General features: G+C 47.2%; 12 protein-coding genes and 4 pseudogenes. 3 read left to right on the top strand and 13 right to left on the bottom strand.

Annotated features, from left to right (window positions below):
• Positions 1-73: 73 nt before the first annotated feature.
• Entirely contained in the window at positions 74-241 is a 168-nt protein-coding gene (locus IAE50_RS26845; protein ID WP_200581564.1) for a MarR family transcriptional regulator, read from the bottom strand.
• A gap of 323 nt (positions 242-564) precedes the next feature.
• Positions 565-2,421, bottom strand: a complete 1,857-nt coding sequence (locus IAE50_RS24485; protein WP_200581563.1) for a PTS fructose transporter subunit EIIC — start codon at positions 2,419-2,421, stop codon at positions 565-567.
• Between the two features lie 323 nt (positions 2,422-2,744).
• Here IAE50_RS24485 and IAE50_RS24480 point away from each other — a divergent pair, with 323 nt between their 5' ends.
• Complete coding sequence (locus tag IAE50_RS24480; protein WP_200581562.1) at positions 2,745-3,617, top strand: helix-turn-helix transcriptional regulator; 873 nt, start codon at positions 2,745-2,747, stop codon at positions 3,615-3,617.
• Here the strand turns inward: IAE50_RS24480 and IAE50_RS24475 are convergent.
• Positions 3,556-4,356 carry a PTS sugar transporter subunit IIA gene (locus tag IAE50_RS24475; protein WP_200581561.1) on the bottom strand — a complete coding sequence of 267 codons (801 nt, stop codon included), beginning with the start codon at positions 4,354-4,356 and terminating at the stop codon, positions 3,556-3,558. The two genes, IAE50_RS24480 and IAE50_RS24475, sit on opposite strands and share 62 nt — an antisense overlap.
• The gene (locus IAE50_RS24470; RefSeq protein ID WP_200581560.1) at positions 4,349-4,654 is read right to left on the bottom strand and encodes a PTS fructose transporter subunit IIB; all 306 of its coding nucleotides are present in this window, start codon (positions 4,652-4,654) and stop codon (positions 4,349-4,351) included. The genes IAE50_RS24475 and IAE50_RS24470 overlap by 8 nt, the downstream gene beginning before the upstream one ends.
• Before the next feature lie 651 nt (positions 4,655-5,305).
• On the opposite strand from IAE50_RS24470, the pseudogene IAE50_RS24465 reads away from it, so the two are divergent.
• Positions 5,306-5,997: pseudogene (locus IAE50_RS24465) on the top strand (IS1 family transposase).
• Positions 5,998-6,277: 280 nt separating this feature from the next.
• Here IAE50_RS24465 and IAE50_RS24455 read toward each other — a convergent pair.
• The 3 genes from IAE50_RS24455 to IAE50_RS24445 all read right to left on the bottom strand — a co-directional run bounded on the left by IAE50_RS24455 (position 6,278) and on the right by IAE50_RS24445 (position 11,520).
• Positions 6,278-7,129 (bottom strand): universal stress protein, encoded by an 852-nt coding sequence (locus IAE50_RS24455; protein WP_200581559.1) that lies wholly within the window; start codon positions 7,127-7,129, stop codon positions 6,278-6,280.
• A 92-nt stretch (positions 7,130-7,221) separates the two neighbouring features.
• The gene (locus tag IAE50_RS24450; RefSeq protein WP_200581558.1) at positions 7,222-10,329 is read right to left on the bottom strand and encodes an efflux RND transporter permease subunit; all 3,108 of its coding nucleotides are present in this window, start codon (positions 10,327-10,329) and stop codon (positions 7,222-7,224) included.
• 9 nt (positions 10,330-10,338) lie between these two features.
• Positions 10,339-11,520, bottom strand: a complete 1,182-nt coding sequence (locus IAE50_RS24445) for an efflux RND transporter periplasmic adaptor subunit (RefSeq protein ID WP_200581557.1) — start codon at positions 11,518-11,520, stop codon at positions 10,339-10,341.
• Positions 11,521-11,848: 328 nt separating this feature from the next.
• Between IAE50_RS24445 and IAE50_RS24440 the strand changes: the two genes are divergently transcribed.
• Positions 11,849-12,442: a TetR/AcrR family transcriptional regulator gene (locus IAE50_RS24440; protein ID WP_200581556.1), complete on the top strand. Its 594-nt coding sequence runs from the start codon at positions 11,849-11,851 to the stop codon at positions 12,440-12,442.
• Between the two features lie 132 nt (positions 12,443-12,574).
• On the opposite strand, the gene IAE50_RS24435 is transcribed toward IAE50_RS24440, so the two are convergent.
• The 6 genes and pseudogenes from IAE50_RS24435 to IAE50_RS24410 all read right to left on the bottom strand — a co-directional run bounded on the left by IAE50_RS24435 (position 12,575) and on the right by IAE50_RS24410 (position 17,682).
• On the bottom strand, positions 12,575-12,970 hold the full coding sequence (locus IAE50_RS24435) for a helix-turn-helix domain-containing protein (RefSeq protein WP_200581555.1): 396 nt from the start codon (positions 12,968-12,970) through the stop codon (positions 12,575-12,577).
• A 160-nt stretch (positions 12,971-13,130) separates the two neighbouring features.
• Positions 13,131-13,965, bottom strand: a pseudogene (locus IAE50_RS24430) (transposase); the annotation flags it as partial.
• 73 nt (positions 13,966-14,038) lie between these two features.
• A pseudogene (gene ltrA, locus IAE50_RS24425) lies at positions 14,039-15,708 on the bottom strand (group II intron reverse transcriptase/maturase).
• Positions 15,709-16,315: 607 nt separating this feature from the next.
• Positions 16,316-16,897 (bottom strand): annotated as a pseudogene (locus IAE50_RS24420) (IS66 family transposase zinc-finger binding domain-containing protein); the annotation flags it as partial.
• Positions 16,898-16,945: 48 nt separating this feature from the next.
• Positions 16,946-17,293 (bottom strand): IS66 family insertion sequence element accessory protein TnpB, encoded by a 348-nt coding sequence (tnpB, locus tag IAE50_RS24415; protein ID WP_200581554.1) that lies wholly within the window; start codon positions 17,291-17,293, stop codon positions 16,946-16,948.
• Positions 17,290-17,682, bottom strand: coding sequence for a transposase (locus IAE50_RS24410; RefSeq protein ID WP_200581553.1), 393 nt, complete (start codon positions 17,680-17,682; stop codon positions 17,290-17,292). The genes tnpB and IAE50_RS24410 overlap by 4 nt, the downstream gene beginning before the upstream one ends.
• Positions 17,683-17,762 lie beyond the last annotated feature (80 nt).

Raw genomic sequence — 17,762 nt, 5'->3', positions numbered from 1 at the left:
ACGGGGACAATGAACGGTAACGCTGGCCATGAGTGAACCCTGAAACCGGGCGTTATACATCATATTCAACCAATTAGGGTATTACCAAATATTCATTTATATACCCGTGATCTAAGATTTGTCGACCATCTGTTGAGTGAGAGCTACGATAGACCAACCCTTCCCTTTCCATGAATGCAAGGGTTCCGCCCATCGATTGAGGCTTCACCGCTTCGGCACGAGAGAGCTCGGTCGTTGTCATGGTCTTCCCATAATAGCGACCTGGGACCATGTCAATTCACGCGTATTTGAGACAGCTCACAGCCGACGGGTAAGTTGACCGATTAAGAAAAGTAAATCCGCAACGGCGACTTCAGACATGTTTCATTTTTTTCCATGAAGCACAAGCTACATAATGGAAGGCAAACTTGTAAGCCTTTCTTCTATTCTGTGCGATAAGTGCCGGCTTAGTGAAACGTTGGAACGAACTTAAAACGACCGCTTCTAATTTTTTGGTTCCCAAAACTACGCGGCCTTTCTAGCAAGGATGCAGTCAAACGGGCATCCTTGCCCGTTACTCAAGGGTTAATGCGTCAGCAAACTTTCCGGGTCGTGAATAGCATCTTTGGTACGGACATCGACTACCTCGATGTGTTTAAAACGCTCGATGTCTTTAACGGCCACATCATGGGCAAGAATGACATAGCGGGCGTTGGCGATATCTTTTGCCGTGATGCGATTGACAACACCGTTGGCGCCCTGGGTTTCAACTTTGATTTTAATCCCCTTTTTGGCTGCCGCTTTCTGAAGGCTTTTAGCCGCAAGGAAAGTGTGCGCTACGCCGGATGGACAGGCTGTAATAGCCAGGACCTCAGCCTCACCTTCCGCAGCGGTGCTATCGGAATAGATCACTTCTGGTTCTGTGTTATCAATTTCGACAACAGGCTTCTTCAGCAAGTTAACAATAATAGCCGTTGTCAACGCTCCTAGCAATGTCCCAAAAATGTAACCCAATTTACCTTCAACTACAGGCAGCACAATCCAGCCGCCCCATGGCGCATGGTTGATACTGTGCATCATGAATCCCGTCACGTTGCCGACAATCCCACCGACAACAATAGCCGGGATCACGCGTACCGGGTCGGCAGCAGCAAAGGGGATAGCTCCTTCGCTAATACCGATCATTCCCATGATCACGGCAGCTTTACCCGCCTCACGCTCTTCCCGTTTGTATTTTTTTGGCGACATGAAAGTGGCCAACGCCATACCTAAAGGCGGCACACAGATAGCGATCCCTACGCCCCCCATTAACCATGGTTGGGTGCTAACCTGAGTTTGAGCAAAAAGGGTCGCCACTTTGTTGATTGGGCCTCCCATATCGAAAGCAGTCATTCCCCCCAGAATGGTACCCAAAAGGATCTTACCCGACCCTGCCATGCCAGAGAGCCATCCATTCAATCCATTCATCAAAGCGGAAATTGGCGAACCAATACCCCACATGACAATGCCGCACACAATGAAGGTTCCCATTAAAGGATAGATAAAGATGGAGCCCAAAGACCTCATGGCTTCAGGTAATTGGATCCGTTTAAGCTGTCGGACGGTAAAACCAGCAATAAAGCCCACTAATATCGCTCCAAGGAAACCAGTATGGTATTGCTGAACCGCGACCCAGGAACCAATCATACCCGGCGCGAGGCCCGGTTTATCCGCCAAGGAATAAGCAATATATCCTCCCAAAACAGTGGTAAATAACGTCAGCCCGGCAATCCCCATCGCTGCCATATCTTTTAAGAAACCACTATCCGGGACCGCACCTTTTCCACTAAGCATCACGGACAGGGAGAGTAAAACACCGCCTGCAACAATGAAGGGGATCATGTGGGAAGTGCCGAACAACAAATGTTGTTTCAGGGCAGATAAATACCCACCAGGCTCCGGAGCGGAGGCTACCGCAGGCTTTGGCTGCGGGGCTGATTTCGGCTTAGGTAATTCAGTTCCTTTCTCCAGCAATAACATCGCCTCCTCTTTGCTGGATACATTTTTCATCTGGTCAATAAATCCCGGCTCCAGTAAACGTGTTGAGAGTTCGGCAAGCACCTCAATATGCTGGTTGGCTCCTCCTTCAGGCGAAGCAATCATAAAAATCAATTGCGTGGGCAGGCTATCCTCTGCGCCATACTCTATTCCCTTGGGGCTAACGCCAACCACCAATGCCGGACGCACGACGGCAGAACTTTTCGCATGGGGCAACGCTACGCCTTGCTCAAACCCGGTACAATCCAGGTTTTCCCTGCTCCATACATCCTTCAAAAATTGTTGCTTGTTGTTAATGGCACCATCGGCAGCGAGCATACTCGCCATCTCGTCGAATAATGCTTCTTTAGTTTCAGCTGTCAGTGACAGACAAATAAGCTGGGGGGTTGTCAGTGATGTGATCATTATTATTCTCTGGTCGGTACAGAAGTTAATGGTGTTTTACTGTCACACAGTATTTCCTGCTCGCCCTGACCGGTATAGATGAACTTTGATGCGCTAGCTGGACTTTTATTGCATCACAACAAGGATGTGATCTTAATCTCATTTCTAACTGTGCTATTCTCCGAAAAGCTGTGGTATTTTTCACTTAAAATTCAGATAGCCATCTTCATAAAAAAGGTAATAATAAAACCCATATAATGTGTTATCCATATCAACTGGATCAGGGTGACATGTTCTGTACCTGTGCAAGTACGCTGTTAACGTCATAAAAACACGGAGAGAATATGAGCCAAATCTTTGCGCAGCTGATTGACAACGCCCTGGATGAGCATTTTTTTCGAGGGAAAATTTGGTTCGCCTCTGATAGAGGAACACCTCCTAAGTTCAGCTACCAGGTAAATTTTCCTCGCCTTGAGTTAGTTTTTAGCGGGAGATATACCAATCAAATTTACCGCCCTCATAATAGTAATAATGAGGTGAATATACAGGCCGGTGATATGCTTTATATTCCACCCAATGCCTGGAATAAGCCACAATGGGATCGTAGTTGCTCCGTATTGAGTTTATTATTTGGCAAGCGACAGATCGGTTTTAGCCTTGTCAACAAGCAACAGGGGCAATCTGGTTTTTTTGACGTTCAAAAACACAGTGTTCAGGCTTGCACAGGTCGAGCACTGGATTCGATTGTGTCATCACTAAATATGCTATCCCAAGAAAGTATCAGTTACCCAATGGATAGATATTTACTGTTGGCTTTATTGAGCTATTCCCGACAGTTGTTAACTGAATCAGATAATATTAGCCCCCGTGGTACAGATGTTTACCATAGTATTTGCATATACATACAGGAAAACTTCCAAAAAACTATCACCCGTGAAAGCATTGCTGAACGATTTAATATTTCCGCAAGCCATTTATCTCGTATTTTTCGTCAGCAAGGCCATATGAGACTAACAGATTATATTAGTTGGGTACGTCTGGAACGGGCAAAATTTATGCTCAATAAATATCGATTTCACTTAGGAGAAATATCTACCCGATGCGGTTATCATGACGTTAATTATTTCTGTCGGGTGTTTAAACAAAAAACTGGTCTTACTCCCTCACAGTATCGCGAGCTGAGTCAGCCCGACGTACAACACACTCCACCAGAATAGCATAGAGTGATGGATTATGAGCGGTTCGCATCAGCGCTTCGTAGATAACGTCATTCAACAGGGACTGAACCAGCAAGGAGAAAGGGCGTAATTGTTGTCGCTGCCTGGGTGGTGCAGCCAGTAAAATTATCCGTGTGACAGCCCCCAGCGATGATCCCCAATTCACTGGTTCATGACAACATAATACCGTCAAACAGGGTCGGCGGACACAGTCGTTTACCGTGTGTGGTACCGCAATACCTGCTCGCAAAATGGTCGCAGAAACCGACTCTCGCTCCTCCAGTGCCTGGGTCAATATCTCGGGAGATGCTGATAAATACGCCTCAGTATAGGCGCTGATATGTTGCAAGCACGTGCTTTTCGTCATTGGTTTAACTCGTTGCAAAATGCTCCCGGGAGAAAAAACCAATTCGGGAAAATACGCCTTTAGTCGCTGACGCGCTATATCGACGTGTTCCCTTTTTTTCGTCAGGCACTCGCTGTGTTCGACAACCCAGGACATTAATACCATATGAGCTAACTCAGCATCGTTACCTTCAATCGCCAACTGACATAAATCCCCTAAACGTCCCGATACTTGCAACAAGGTGAATACTTTATCAACCTCAGACTGCATCCCAAGCGTAATATTAATAAACCAAATTCGTGATCGAAACATCGCTTCCAATTTTTTTAACTGGCGGATATGCAATAGGGTGAAATTACGCTGGCAATAAAATGTGAGTTCACGTTTAAGCATGTCGAATAGCCTTGTAGAGTGCTGTTTTTGCATCCAGCAGTACAGATTCCAGCGGGATATGCAAAACGTTGCAACCCGCGAAACGCTCATTTTGTGCAATATCAATATCTGAAACAATCAGTACCAGATCTGCAGCAACAATGTCTTTTGCGGTCAACATATTCTCCACCCCCATAGCCCCCTGAGTTTCTATCTTAATTTTGATATTCAGCGTATTAGCAGATTTTTGTAGTGCATCCGCTGCCATATACGTATGAGCAATACCAGTTGGGCAGGCAGTCACGGCAACAATTTTCATAATTCCCCGAAGTAATGCATTATTGTGAATCGCCACGAATAAGTTGAACATTTCCGAGCCGTTGTTAGATGTTTCTACTACTTTATGAAAAAAAAGAACAGATAATATACTACAAACGGTTTTTGACGAATGTTTAATCCTGCATTATATTTGCAGTATAAGTTTGTGACGTCTCATCGTATTCACCTCGACTATTTTTTAAAAAACCGTTACATGAACGTTAAACGAATTGTTGCTATTTTTATGATAATAAATCCGAACAGAATAGATGATTTTTATCATAAAATCCTTGAATTTGATCTCGTTATGGATCATGGCTGGATTAGCACCTATACCGGTGATAAATAAATGAGAACGCAAGTCAGTTTTGCCAGTGATAGTGACCAGGATCGCTTTTCCTGATCTTTCCATTAAGATCGATAATCTCAACGAAGTGCTTCCTCGCATTCAGGAAGGCAATCTGTTTGTGGAATATGATCATGTCAACGGACTATGGGGTTGTCGGCTCTATGTTCAGGCTCCTCAGGACCGACTTATTAATATCTTTGAGCACGAATAAATAACTTCACCATCCTTTCTGAATGAAAGAAATCAGGTAATGCCTCTAATTGGTTGAATATGATGTATAATGCCCGGTTTCAGGGTTCACTCATGGCCAGCGTTACCGTTCATTGTCCCCGTTGTCAGTCCGCCCGGGTTTACCGTTATGGCCGGAACCCTGAAGAACATCACCGGTTTCGCTGCCGTGACTGCCACCGCGTGTTTCAGCTCACTTACTCTTACGGGGCCCGTAAACCGGGAGTTAAAGAGCAGATCACCGAAATGGCCTTCAACGGGGCCGGAGTTCGTGATACCGCAGGACACTGAAAGCCGGCATTAACACCGTCATTCGCACTTTAAAAAACTCCCGCCACGACGAATAACGTCATCCCCGGCAGCCCATGCTGATGTCACGCTTATCTGTGAACCTGACGGGCAATGGAGATTTGTCGGCAGTAAAGCCCGGCAGCACTGGTCTGGTACGCATACAACACAAAAACCGGTGGTGTACTGGCCTACACTTCTGGCCCACGAACCGATGAAACCTGTCGCGAATTACTGGCACTGCTCACACTTTTTAACACTGGCATGATAACCAGCGACGACTGGGGGAGTTATGCCAGAGAGGTGCTGAAGGATAAGCATCTGACCGGCAGGATTTTTACTCAGCGCACTGGGCGCAACAACCTGATGCTGGGAACCCGAATCAAACGCCTGGCCCGAAGAACCATCTGCCTCTCACGCTCCGTAGAGCTTCATGAAAAAATCATCGGAGCATTCATTGAAAATACATGTTCTATTAATTGGAAGCACTACCCCGTTTTTCAATATTGAAGAGCATTCAGAACATGACAGCTCTTTAAACTCGGTAATTAAAAGCCACCTAAAACTCTGAATCACATGGGAAAGCAGCTCATTTTTATCTTTAAAATACCAGTAAATAGCTCCACGGGTATATTTTTCTTTTTTTAGCTACCATATCATAAGAACCCAGATTAAAACCGTGTTCTCAATATCATTCCTCTGCTGCCTTAATTATATTGTAGCTTCTTTCTTGTCTTTTCTGACCAAGTTGACCCTCAGTCAGCGGGATATGAACAGGGGCAGCCTGGCCTTTTTAAAAAGGCTGTTAGTGGTACCGCCAAGAATCAGTTCTGACAGGCGAGGCCGGCTCCACGCACCTATCACCAACAGATCTGAACCATGAGTGACCGTATGTTCTAAAATGACTTCTGCAATCTCTTTTCTGTCTGATTCGACGTTGACCAGGTCTATCCTGACGCCATGACGTGCAAGATAAGCAGCCATGTCAGTGCCGGGATCCTCACCATGAATTCCCTGGCTTTGATGAGCATCCACAATCAGTAACTGAACTTCTTCAGCATTAACTAAAATTGCAAGAGAGTCAGATACGGCTCGCCACGCCTGTCGGCTGCCGTTCCATGCAATGGTCACTTTTCTCCCCATCTCCTTTTCCTCTCCCTGCCAGCTGTCAGGAACGACAATTATCGGTAGACCTGAATAAGAAAGGAACGAACTAATCGTCATTCCTTCCGGTAATCCACTCATACATGGATAATTAAAAATAACCAGGTCACTGTATAATGCGTGCTGAATTGCATTTTTATTATCCTCAGTAGACGGGATAACGCGAAGTTCAGTCTGCACCCCGAGTTTAACGGAAATATCCTGTATACCTTGATGTAATTCCAGTAATTTACCAGCGGTAGCCCGCCGATGTTTTTTTATCACCTCAATGATGACATCTCCTTTTGAAAACGATTCTTCCGGGAATCCAGTGTCATAACGCATTGACGTCACGCCTATTAAATGAGATTTCTGTATACTTGCAAATACACCTGATTTGGCAAGCACACGTAATCCCTCAGGAGAGGCATTAAAAAAAACAGTGATATTCGAATAAGCTGGCAGCATAAACACCCTCGCTCTAAATTCTTGTTAAGATTAGCAGAGAACTATTTTGCTAGCAGCAAGATATCTTTCTGCCAGCAAATCCAAAACATATTTTATGTATCAGTATTATTTTTACGTTTTTTAAGACTGTTCACTAAAACGTAGAAAAGAGGTATGAAGAATATAGCCAGGAACGTAGCCGTCACCATACCTCCCACTACTCCTGTGCCTATTGCATGTTTACTTCCTGAGCTTGCACCGCTGGAAATTAACAGAGGAATGACTCCCATTGTAAATGCTAAAGACGTCATGATAATCGGTCTCAACCGAAGACGTGCTGCCTCAATGGCTGCCTGAGATAAAGTTCTTCCCTCTTTTTCATATAGTTCCTTGGCAAATTCGACGATTAAAATTGCGTTCTTGGCAGAAAGCCCCACCGTCGTTAATAAACCAATCTGGAAGAAAACATCGTTTTCCAGATCGCGTATCATCGTGGCAAGCACGGTACCAATTACGCCCAGTGGAATAACCAGTATTACAGAGAAGGGTACGGACCAGCTTTCATAGAGCGCTGCAAGGCACAGGAAGACAGCTATGATTGACAGCGCATACAGAGCCGGAGCCTGTGAACCAGAGGATCTTTCCTCGTAGGAAAGACCAGTCCAGGATAATTTCATCCCGGAAGGCAAATCTTTCGCAATGAATTCCATAGCAGCCATGGCATCGCCTGAGCTGTAGCCTGGTGACGGCTGGCCGAGAATTTCAACAGCAGGAACGCCGTTGTAACGTTCCAGTTTAGGTGAACCTATTTCCCACTTTCCTGAAGCGAAGGAAGCAAATGAAACCATTTCACCGGATGAATTTCTCACGTACCACTGGTTGAAATCCTTCTCAGTGATCCTGGACTGAGGCTGCCCCTGAATGTAAACACGCTTGATACGTCCACGGTCCAAAAAGTTATTTACAAAAGACGAACCCCACGCAGTCGACATGGTGGTGTTAATGTCATCCAAGTTTACACCGAGAGTGCTTGCTTTTTCATCATCGATTTCGATTTTGTATTGCGGTTCATCTGTTTTACCATTTGCACGCACCAGACTGAGAGCCGGATTTTTAGCTGCTTCAGTAAGGATTTTTTCTTTCGCCTTTATCAGTTCAGCATGGCTGTGTCCGCTGAAGTCCTGAAGGAAAACATCAAATCCAGTGGCGTTGCCAAGTTCCATAATGGCCGGCGGTGCAAACACCATTACTCTGGCTTCTTTTATTGTATCGAAGTAGTTCATAGCCCGGTGCTGAAGATCAAAAACGGTATCCTCACGCTCATTCCATGGCTTGAGCTGCACAAAGGCAAGCGCAGAGTTTTGCCCACGTCCGGCAAAGCTGAACCCACTGACTGCGAACACCGCCTGAACATTGTTTTTTTCCTGATTGGCAAAATATTTCTGTACCTTATCCAGTACTGCATCGGTCTGATCCATCGTTGCATTCGGAGGTAACTCAGCCTGAACGACCATCGTTCCCTGATCCTCGTCAGGTAAAAAAGATGTCGGCAATCTGGGGAACAGTATTCCTAAGCCAATAACTATCAACACAAACAGTAATAAATACTGACGCTTGCCTGCAATAACACGAGAAACTCCATTTTCGTACCTGCGCGCATTTTTTTCGAATACGCGGTTAAACCAGCCAAAAAAGCCCTTTTTAATGTGATAGTCTTTATCAACAGGCTTCAGCAGCGTTGCACAGAGTGCAGGCGTGAATATCAGAGCAGTCAGTACGGATAACGCCATCGCAGAAACAATAGTTAAAGAAAACTGACGATAAATCACACCCGTGGATCCACCGAAAAACGCCATAGGTATAAATACTGCTGATAAAACCAGACCGATACCGACTAACGCACCTGAAATCTGATCCATAGATTTTCTGGTTGCTTCAACCGGTGAGATATCTTCTTCAGATAAAATTCGCTCGACGTTTTCCACGACCACGATTGCATCATCAACCAGCAGTCCTATCGCCAGCACCAGACCAAACATCGTCAGAATGTTGATAGTGAATCCGAATGCGGACATGATGCCAAAAGTACCGAGTAAAACGACGGGCACAGCTAACGTCGGAATTAACGTGGCACGCCAGTTCTGAAGGAAGAGGAACATGATCAAGAAAACCAATACGATAGCTTCAACCAATGTATGGACTACGCCTTTAATAGACTCTTTTACAACAGGAGCGGTATCGTATGGATAGACTACCTTAACACCCGGAGGCAGCGTTTTAGATAATTGCTCCAGGGTCGAACGCACGGCGCTGACTGCGTCAATAGTGTTAGCACCAGTGGCTAAACGCAGTGCAATACCCGCACTGGGATGCCCATTCAGCCTGGCATTAAAATCATAGTTATCCGATCCCAGCATGACGTTTCCGACGTCTTTTAATAAAACACGTGAGCCATCCGAATTAACTTTGAGCAGTATTCCTTCAAACTGCGAAGCTTTAGTAAATAACGTTTTACCAATGACAGTTGCGTTCAATCTTGAAGTATTAGCCGACGGACGGCCCCCTAACTGTCCTGAGGATACCTGGACGTTTTGAGCCTCTATAGCAGCCATGACATCACTGGGCATCAACTTATAATTGTTTAACTTGATAGGATCCAGCCAGACCCGCATTGCATTCTGAGCACCCAGGACATAGAAGTCGCCTACGCCTGAAGTACGGCTAAGGGGATCCTGAAGTTGCGATACAATCAAATCGCCAAGTGCATTGTTATCCAGTTTACCATCTTCAGAAATCAGAGTGGCTACCAACATAAAGTTGATCTGATACTTGTAGACACGGATGCCCAATTGCTGAACAGTCTGAGGGAGCATCGGCGTGGCAAGCTGCAGTTTATTCTGAACTTGAACCTGCGCTGTATTCGGGTCAACACCCTGTTCAAAGGTCACAACAATATTTACGCTGCCATCTGAATTGCTCTCAGAGCGAATGTATCGTAACCCATCAAGGCCATTCAGTTGCTGTTCAACAACCTGCGTCACCGTATCCTGAACAGTCTGTGCAGATGCACCTGGATAGGACGCCGTTATACCGATTGCCGGTGGTGCAACATCGGGATATTGGTTAACGGGCAGCTTTAAAATTGCAAGGGCACCTGCAATCATCACAATCAAAGCAATTACCCATGCAAATATAGGCCGATCTATAAAAAATTTGGACATGCTGCTCCCTTAAATATCCGCATTATCTTTGTGTTCTGTATTTTTAGATGAACTGCCTTCGGACGAATTTTTTGCAGCCTGAACAGGCTTAACAATCATTCCAGGGGTTACATTCTGTAAACCATCGACAATGACCTGCTCACCGGGCTTGAGGCCGGCACTGATTAGCCAGTTCCCATCAATGCTTTGATTCGTGGAGAGGTCTTTCTGTTGCACAACGTTGTCAGCATCCACGACTAATGCGATCGCTTTACCTTGTGTGTCACGCGTCACTCCTCTCTGTGGAACAAGAATAGCGTTCTCCCTGATCCCCTGTTGCAGTTGCGCCCGCACAAACATGCCGGGCAATAAAATGCCGTCAGGATTAGGAAATACTGCCCGCAGGGTTACTGATCCGGTGCTTTCATTGACGCTGATTTCTGAGAACTGAAGCGTGCCGGACTGTTTGTATTTTGTGCCGTTATCAAATTTCAGGCTGACTTTTGCCCGTCCTTCATCATCGCTTTTAAGGTGACCACTTTCCAGATCCTCACGTAACTGAACAAGGGCAGATGCAGGTTGTGAAATATCAACATAAATCGGATCCAACTGCTGCACTGTCGCTAATTCATTTGTTTGCCCGGCCGTGACCAGAGCTCCTTGGGTTACATTGGAACGTCCGATCCTTCCCGAAATCGGAGATTTAATTTCAGTGTAATTCAGATTAATTTTTGCATTGTCCACGTTTGCCTTTGCCTGCAGATACTGCGATTTAGCATCATCAAGATTTTGCTGGCTTACGACATTTAATGCGGCAAGTTTGCTGTATCTGGTGTATAATGATCTGGAAGACTCCAGATTCGCATCAGCACTGGCGAGTGTTGCCTTGTAGGTAGCTGAATCAATATGATATAAAGTTTGTCCTTCTTTTACATCCGACCCCTCAGTGAAATTCCTCTTCAATAAAATGCCACCTACCTGCGGTCTTACCTCCGCGATCAAATAGGCACTGGTGCGTCCTGGCAATTCCGTAAACATGCGGACATTACTGGGCTCAACTTTATACACACCCACCATTGGAGGTTCTGCAGCAGGCGTGGAAGCAGGTGTTTCATCACAAGCGCTCAGGAGGTTTGTAGCGCCAATCATCAACGTCAGGTTAAAGAGATTGACAAGTTTTTTTCTAGTTGTGACTTCTTGATAAGAATGCATTTTTTATCTCGGATTGTGATCTTGGCTGGTTGACCAGCCTTTTCCTAGTGTAGGATTAACCGTATATACTATGCTGCATAGCGTAAGTAGGTTGAACGACCAACCTAATAATGTAAAGTATTGATTCTACTTTTAGTAAATGCGAAGCTATTGACAAATTTGTAAATATTACTCCATACAGACAGGAATTGATGTTAATCTGCATGTCGGATCAAGAGATATGAATATATTTTTTTCAACTACTTATGTGGTTAAATGTCTAATTTTATTGACAAAGCTGATCGTACTCCCCTTTATTAAATTATCCTCAATGCATTAGGGTTCAGGTATGTCTATAAAAAAAAATAACGGCGATTCTGATATAGCAACAAGACGCAAAGAGCAGGTCCTTGAGGCTGCAGTTGAATGTTTTAAACTTCAGGGGTTCCATAAAACCAGCATGTCACAAATATCTACCGCAGCAGGAATGAGCTCTGGTCATATTTATCATTACTTTGGAAGTAAGGAGCGGATTGTTGAGGCAATAGTGGCCAGAGACAGAAGTCAGATTGAAACGTATATCTCCAATGTGAAATCCTCGATGAAAACTAAAAACGCTATTGAAGCACTTGTCGATGCTACGCTGGGGGATGAGCAACGTTTTTTAGACAGAGGAACCGCGGCGCTCAAAATGGAAATATCAGCCGAGGTATCCCGTAATGCATCTATAGCGTGCTTAATTCAGGGATATGATAAAGACGTTTTTCAGGATTTCTATGACATTCTGGGGGGTGTGTCTGAAGAAGTTATCTCAAAATGCGAAATCATTACCTCCTTACTCGAAGGGATGGCTGTACGGTCGGTACGAAATCCGTCATTCGGAGAGTCCCTTGACAGGGACATGTTGCGTAAAGTGATCACCTTTGTACTCAGCGAAACCTGATAAAAAGTTTACTTTTTTTACGCCAGCTTCTGAAAATCTGTGATTACCAAGGGATACTGACGGTATAATTACCAAGCGATTTTGACGCAACCAGAATACCAACTCCTCATAGATCTATCAATCAAACGCCTATCAGGCCATTTGGTTTATTAATTTTGCTCTGGCAACACATAAAGCCGTCGTGTTCATGTTTTGGCGAAGCCAGATATTGCGAACGCCTCCGGGACTGATGTCCATACCGTGCTCAGCCTTCACCTTTAGGGCGATTTTTTGCTGACCAGAATGAGGATGTTCGATGGAGAATTGTACAACCGTATTCTCAATGCTGAGCGCTGTGCAGTTTTTATGCCTCAGATTAGGCGTCTCTTTCCGTTTAAGTGCATTGCTTCCACCTTCTTTAAGAAGTCGCCTGTGGCGGTAAATTGTATCGCGGGATACGCCGCTTAGGCGTGATGCTTCCGCGACATTACCAAGCTTGTCAGCCGAGGCCAGTACATCGAGTTTTTTCTGGACGTCGGTATATTCCATTGACGCTTTGACGGGCTCCGTAACCTCTACACCTGTAATTGTCTGCCTGCGAAGTAGGCACTGAACTGCTCATTCTTCCCTTTTCTGATTTCTATCTTTTGGTGCGCGATGGAGTGTTTTATCGTAAGCGTACATCGAGGGCCGTATTGACGGGGATGTGTTATTCAGTTGGCGGTGTGATGCACCAGGGTAGCAGTTCGCTGACCCGGTTGATCGGCCAGTCGGCGATGACGTCAAGCACATAGCGGAGGTAGCCTTCTGGATCCACGCTGTTCAGTTTGCACGTTCCGATCAGGCTGTACAGCAGTGCTCCCCGCTCACCACCATGGTCAGAACCGAAGAACAGGAAGTTTTTACGACCCAGACTGACCGTCCGCAGGGCATTTTCAGCGATATTGTTGTCTGCTTCGGCCCAACCATCTTCCGCATAGTACGTCAGTGCCGGCCACTGGTTAAGTGCGTACGCGAACGCTTTTGTCAGCTCCGAGTGTCGCGACAGGGTTTTCATCTTTTCACGCAGCCAGCTTTCCAGGGATTTCAACAGCGGTTTCGCTTTCTGCTGACGGGGTGCGGACGTGCACATCGTGGATCTTCAGGTGGGCGTGAGCCCGGCAGGCGGCTTCCGTTATCCGGCCATTGCGGTACAGCTCGTTGAACCCGGCGTACGCATCCGCCTGCAGCACACCGCTGAAGCCGGCAAGATGGGTCTGCGGATGGATGCCTTTTCTGTCCGGGCTGTAAGCGAACCACACCGCCGGCGCCAGCTCTGACCCGGCGTTACGGTCGTCACGAACGTACGTCCACAACCGCCCGGTCTTCGTTTTCTTATTACCTGGCAACAGCACCGGGATGGGCGTGTCATCGGCGTGGAGCTTGCCGTCAGTCAGCACATAGTTCCGAAGTGCCTCTTCCAGCGGTGACAGTAACCGGCAGCACGCATCCACCCAGCCTGACAGGAGTGAGCTATATATTTCAGACTGGCGATACAGCGGGGTGTCGGGTAAGGACAGTTCATTACTGAACCATCCTCCCCTGAGAACGGTGCGTACCAGTTTCCCGGTACACCGCTCAAGCCTTTATAAACTCTCTTTCAGGAGAGCCGGCCTCGTTACTGTGGAGTTGTCGATGGCAGTTGGGATGTAACAGCATCAGATTGTCAGGCTCGTCTCCTCCACCCAGTATTTTCATCACTTTGTGGTGAATATGCCATCCGGTTTCTTTAGTAAATCGCTGACCACATACCGGGCAGATATGATTTTGCCTGTGCCATATTGCTGTTACCTTTCTCTTACCCTTCTGAGATTCCGCCCAAATCTTGTCCTGACGTCGCTCAAAATAGGTTTCCCAACGAGGATTATAAAAATTAGCTTCCGATCTGATTTTGACGTGCCTGCTTATCGGGATCGAACTGCTTAACATGAGTTCCCATATTTTGCCGTTCCGATCTTTTCCGCAGAATAACCACCGATATGTACCAGTTCTGGAATATCTAAAATATTTTCGATAGACCCATCCTGATCCTTTATTATGGTGGCGCCGTTTACACCACTGCCAGATTTTTCGCCATATTTGATTGTCAATATAGTAATGTTGCGGTGATAGTTTGCCCACCCTCTGATTACCGGGTTGAGCATGATGATCAACTGCGCGGCTGTAACCATCTGATTCTTCTCTATGATGGTTCTCACTTTATCAAGATGATTTTTCAGGTTTTTCTTTGACGGTTTGATTAACAGTTTGCCATTGTATTTCCTGATATTTCGTCCAAGAAAGTCGAATCCATTATCTATGTGGGTGATGATGTTTTTTTCTTCTGATAATGTTAATCCACGTTCAGCCATAAACTGAGTAATAAGTGGCTTAACTTTTTCTTCAAGAAGCTCCCGGGAGCTGCCTGTACAGATGAAGTCGTCAGCAAAACGCACATAGTTGACTTTGTGTCTTCTGGCTGGGGCAGTATTCTTCTGACCGGACTGCTCTGTCAGTTTCTGTTCCAGACCGTCCAGACACATATTTGACAGCACCGGTGAAATCGGGCTGCCTTGTGGCGTGCCACTGCCTGTGGCATAGAGGATCCCTTTGTCCATAAATCCGGCCTTCAGCCATTTCCTGAGTATCTGCCTGTCCATTGGGATATTTTCGGGCAGCCAGTCGTGGCTGATATTATCGAAGTAACCTTTAATATCTCCGTCCAGTACCCACTCTGCCGTGTTCCTGTTGCCCAGGCAGATAAAAATCTGACCGGTTGCATCCGCAGTACTTCTTAACGGACGGAACCCATAACTGTTACGGTCAGATGTGCTCTCAGCTACCGGTTCAAGAGCCAGCAGCCACAATGCCTGCATAGCCCTGTCCCGCATAGCGGGGATCCCAAGTGGGCGGGATCTACCGTTAGATTTGGGAATATATATTCTTCTGAGAGGAAGCGGTTTATATCCGGTTCTACTCAACTGGAATATTGCCTTCCATTTACTTTCCGGTGTGCTCCACGTTTGCCTGTCGATTCCCGGCGTTCTGCGCCCGGGATTTTCAGTAACTCGTTTAACTGCAAGCGCTTTTGCAGAAAACGAGTGGACCAGCATACGTTGCAGGGACCTGACCCTGCGCCATTGCTTGTCCGACGTTGCCTTCGCTATTCGTACCTGTAACTTCCGCACCTGTCGGTGATGATGACGCCACTGAATGGCGTGCCATCCCTCCGGATGGGAGATCGCAGATACCCCTGTGCTGGTACTCATCTTGCAGGTCTCCTGTCTGGAAGTTTTACATGTATTTCAAACGATTAAAGACCCGGCGGAAGTCTGCTCCCTTTCGGGACAGGGCAAATTCTGAACCCTTATCTCCACCATTACAGCAGAGCATTCGCTTTTTCCGCCATCCTCTGCCCGCATCACCAACAACGTTCCTTACGGTTCGTCTGCCCGACAGGGCAGTGGTACGGGTTTACCGTGTTTCCCCTGAGTAACGAAGTGGGGTAGACCCTGCTTATCCACCGGTGGATATCATGTCCGTGTATTCCCAGAACACTCAAGAATAACCATCCACATACCTTTTGGTTCAGGCCTTTCAGCATCTTTGGCCTGTTGTTCGTAACGATGTTTATCAGCAGTTCACTTATGTTGGTCATACCACTCAGCCTGGCTCCGTACCCGTCTGATGCTGGCAGGTAATGCTTTCACTTCGCAGTGTCAGCACGGTCCAAAGACCCGATTTCGTTGTCCCGGCAGCTTCACACAAAACCGTTACCCGTCCTGCATGTGCCGGTAGGCTACTGATGACGGAACATCAGGTTTCTCTTCAGGATTGCTCCTGTGAAACAATTACTCAGGCGACTTCACGTCGCACGTGCTCTGCATACTTTGAGGTCAGCACTCGGGCCAGCAGCCCCGGTCCTGCTATACCCCGCCCGATGGGCCGCGGAGGCGCGGGGGCCTGCACTATGGCATCGCACTGAGTACAGGCATGCTTTTCACGTACTGTCCGGATAACCCGGAAGGCGCTGCGCATCAGCTCCAGTTGTTCGGCGGCATCCTCACCCAGGTAGCTCAGCGCACCACCACATTCCGGGCAGCATGACGCTGCCGGCAGCAGCCGTTTTTCGTCGCGGGGAAGTGATTCAGGGAACGGTTTGCGGGTACGGGTCTGCCGCAGCGGGCGCTGCACGGCCGGGTCATCCACCCGACCGGTAAGGGTATCGCTTTCTTTCTGCAACTGCTTAAGGTCGGCTTCCATCTGCGCGATACGGCGGGAGACTTTTTCGGAGCGGCTGCCGAAGTTCATCCGGCGCAGCTTATCCAGTTGCGCCTGCAGGTGATCTATTTCGCGTTCACGCTCATTCAGCTTTTCCAGAAGGGCACGGTTCAGCGCCTCCTGTTCGGCAAGGAGACGTTTCAGTTCATCGATATCGTCAGGAAGTGAGCTGTTCATACCGGGTATATTACCAGGCTCATTCAGCGTCGACCAGGATAAAGAGGCCTACAACATGGTCAGGGATGTCAGCAACCGCTTTGGCTGTCTCCAGTCGATACCTTCCATCAGCATCGCCAGCTGCGCCGGCGTCAGGAACACTTTGCCATCGCGTGCTGACGGCCAGGCGAAGCGGCCGCGCTCCAGCCGTTTTGTCAGCAAGCACAGCCCGTCACCGGTAGACCACAGCAGTTTGACCTGACTGCCGCTGCGGCCCCGTAAGATGAAGACATGGACGGACATCGGATCGTCTTTCAGCATCGTCTGCACCTTTGTGGCGAGACCATTGAAGCCGTTGCGCATGTCGGTGATACCGACAACCAGCCAGATTTTGGTGCCTGTTGGTAACGGGATCACCGTTTGAGCTCCTGTATCAGAAGAGTCAGGAGTTTTTCGCTGACAGTTCCGTTGAGGCGGAGCGTTCCGTGCCGGAATGCCACCTCACAGGTGATATTGGGGGTCTCCGGCTCTTCTGCTGGCAGTTCTGACTGCTCCGCCAGTGGTCCAGCAGGGGCGTCGAGTGTTACAGGAAGTAGCTGGGGAAGGTCTGTCGAAGGCAGCAGGAGTTTACCTTCACGCCACTGCTGACGCCATTTGAACAACAGATTGGCGTTAATGCCATTTTCAAGCGCCAGTTTTGAGATGGATATCCCGGGTTCGCAGGAGGCGGCAACGAGCTGATGTTTAAACTCAGGAGAATAATTAGGGCAGCCCTTACGCCTGCCGGGAATCACATTTTTCTGCATATCTGACACTTTGGTTCCCACTACTTATTTGTAATGCGCCCCTAAAGTTAGACACCAGATCGAAAACTGAGGGCGCATGG

Origin of the sequence: Kosakonia sp. S42 (genome assembly GCF_016624785.1) — a bacterium.
Classification (GTDB): Bacteria; Pseudomonadota; Gammaproteobacteria; order Enterobacterales; family Enterobacteriaceae; genus Kosakonia; species Kosakonia cowanii.
The sequence above is the reverse complement of the archived record's forward strand: the minus strand, read 5'-3'. Positions and strand labels throughout refer to the sequence as shown.

Excerpts from the sequence above, each read along its gene's own strand:
- IAE50_RS26845 (WP_200581564.1), bottom strand. The coding sequence starts at position 241 with ATGACAACGACCGAGCTCTCTCGTGCCGAAGCGGTGAAGCCTCAATCG.
- IAE50_RS24485 (WP_200581563.1), bottom strand. The coding sequence starts at position 2,421 with ATGATCACATCACTGACAACCCCCCAGCTTATTTGTCTGTCACTGACA.
- IAE50_RS24480 (WP_200581562.1), top strand. The coding sequence starts at position 2,745 with ATGAGCCAAATCTTTGCGCAGCTGATTGACAACGCCCTGGATGAGCAT.
- IAE50_RS24475 (WP_200581561.1), bottom strand. The coding sequence starts at position 4,356 with ATGCTTAAACGTGAACTCACATTTTATTGCCAGCGTAATTTCACCCTA.
- IAE50_RS24470 (WP_200581560.1), bottom strand. The coding sequence starts at position 4,654 with ATGAAAATTGTTGCCGTGACTGCCTGCCCAACTGGTATTGCTCATACG.
- IAE50_RS24455 (WP_200581559.1), bottom strand. The coding sequence starts at position 7,129 with ATGCTGCCAGCTTATTCGAATATCACTGTTTTTTTTAATGCCTCTCCT.
- IAE50_RS24450 (WP_200581558.1), bottom strand. The coding sequence starts at position 10,329 with ATGTCCAAATTTTTTATAGATCGGCCTATATTTGCATGGGTAATTGCT.
- IAE50_RS24445 (WP_200581557.1), bottom strand. The coding sequence starts at position 11,520 with ATGCATTCTTATCAAGAAGTCACAACTAGAAAAAAACTTGTCAATCTC.
- IAE50_RS24440 (WP_200581556.1), top strand. The coding sequence starts at position 11,849 with ATGTCTATAAAAAAAAATAACGGCGATTCTGATATAGCAACAAGACGC.
- IAE50_RS24435 (WP_200581555.1), bottom strand. The coding sequence starts at position 12,970 with ATGGAATATACCGACGTCCAGAAAAAACTCGATGTACTGGCCTCGGCT.
- IAE50_RS24410 (WP_200581553.1), bottom strand. The coding sequence starts at position 17,682 with ATGCAGAAAAATGTGATTCCCGGCAGGCGTAAGGGCTGCCCTAATTAT.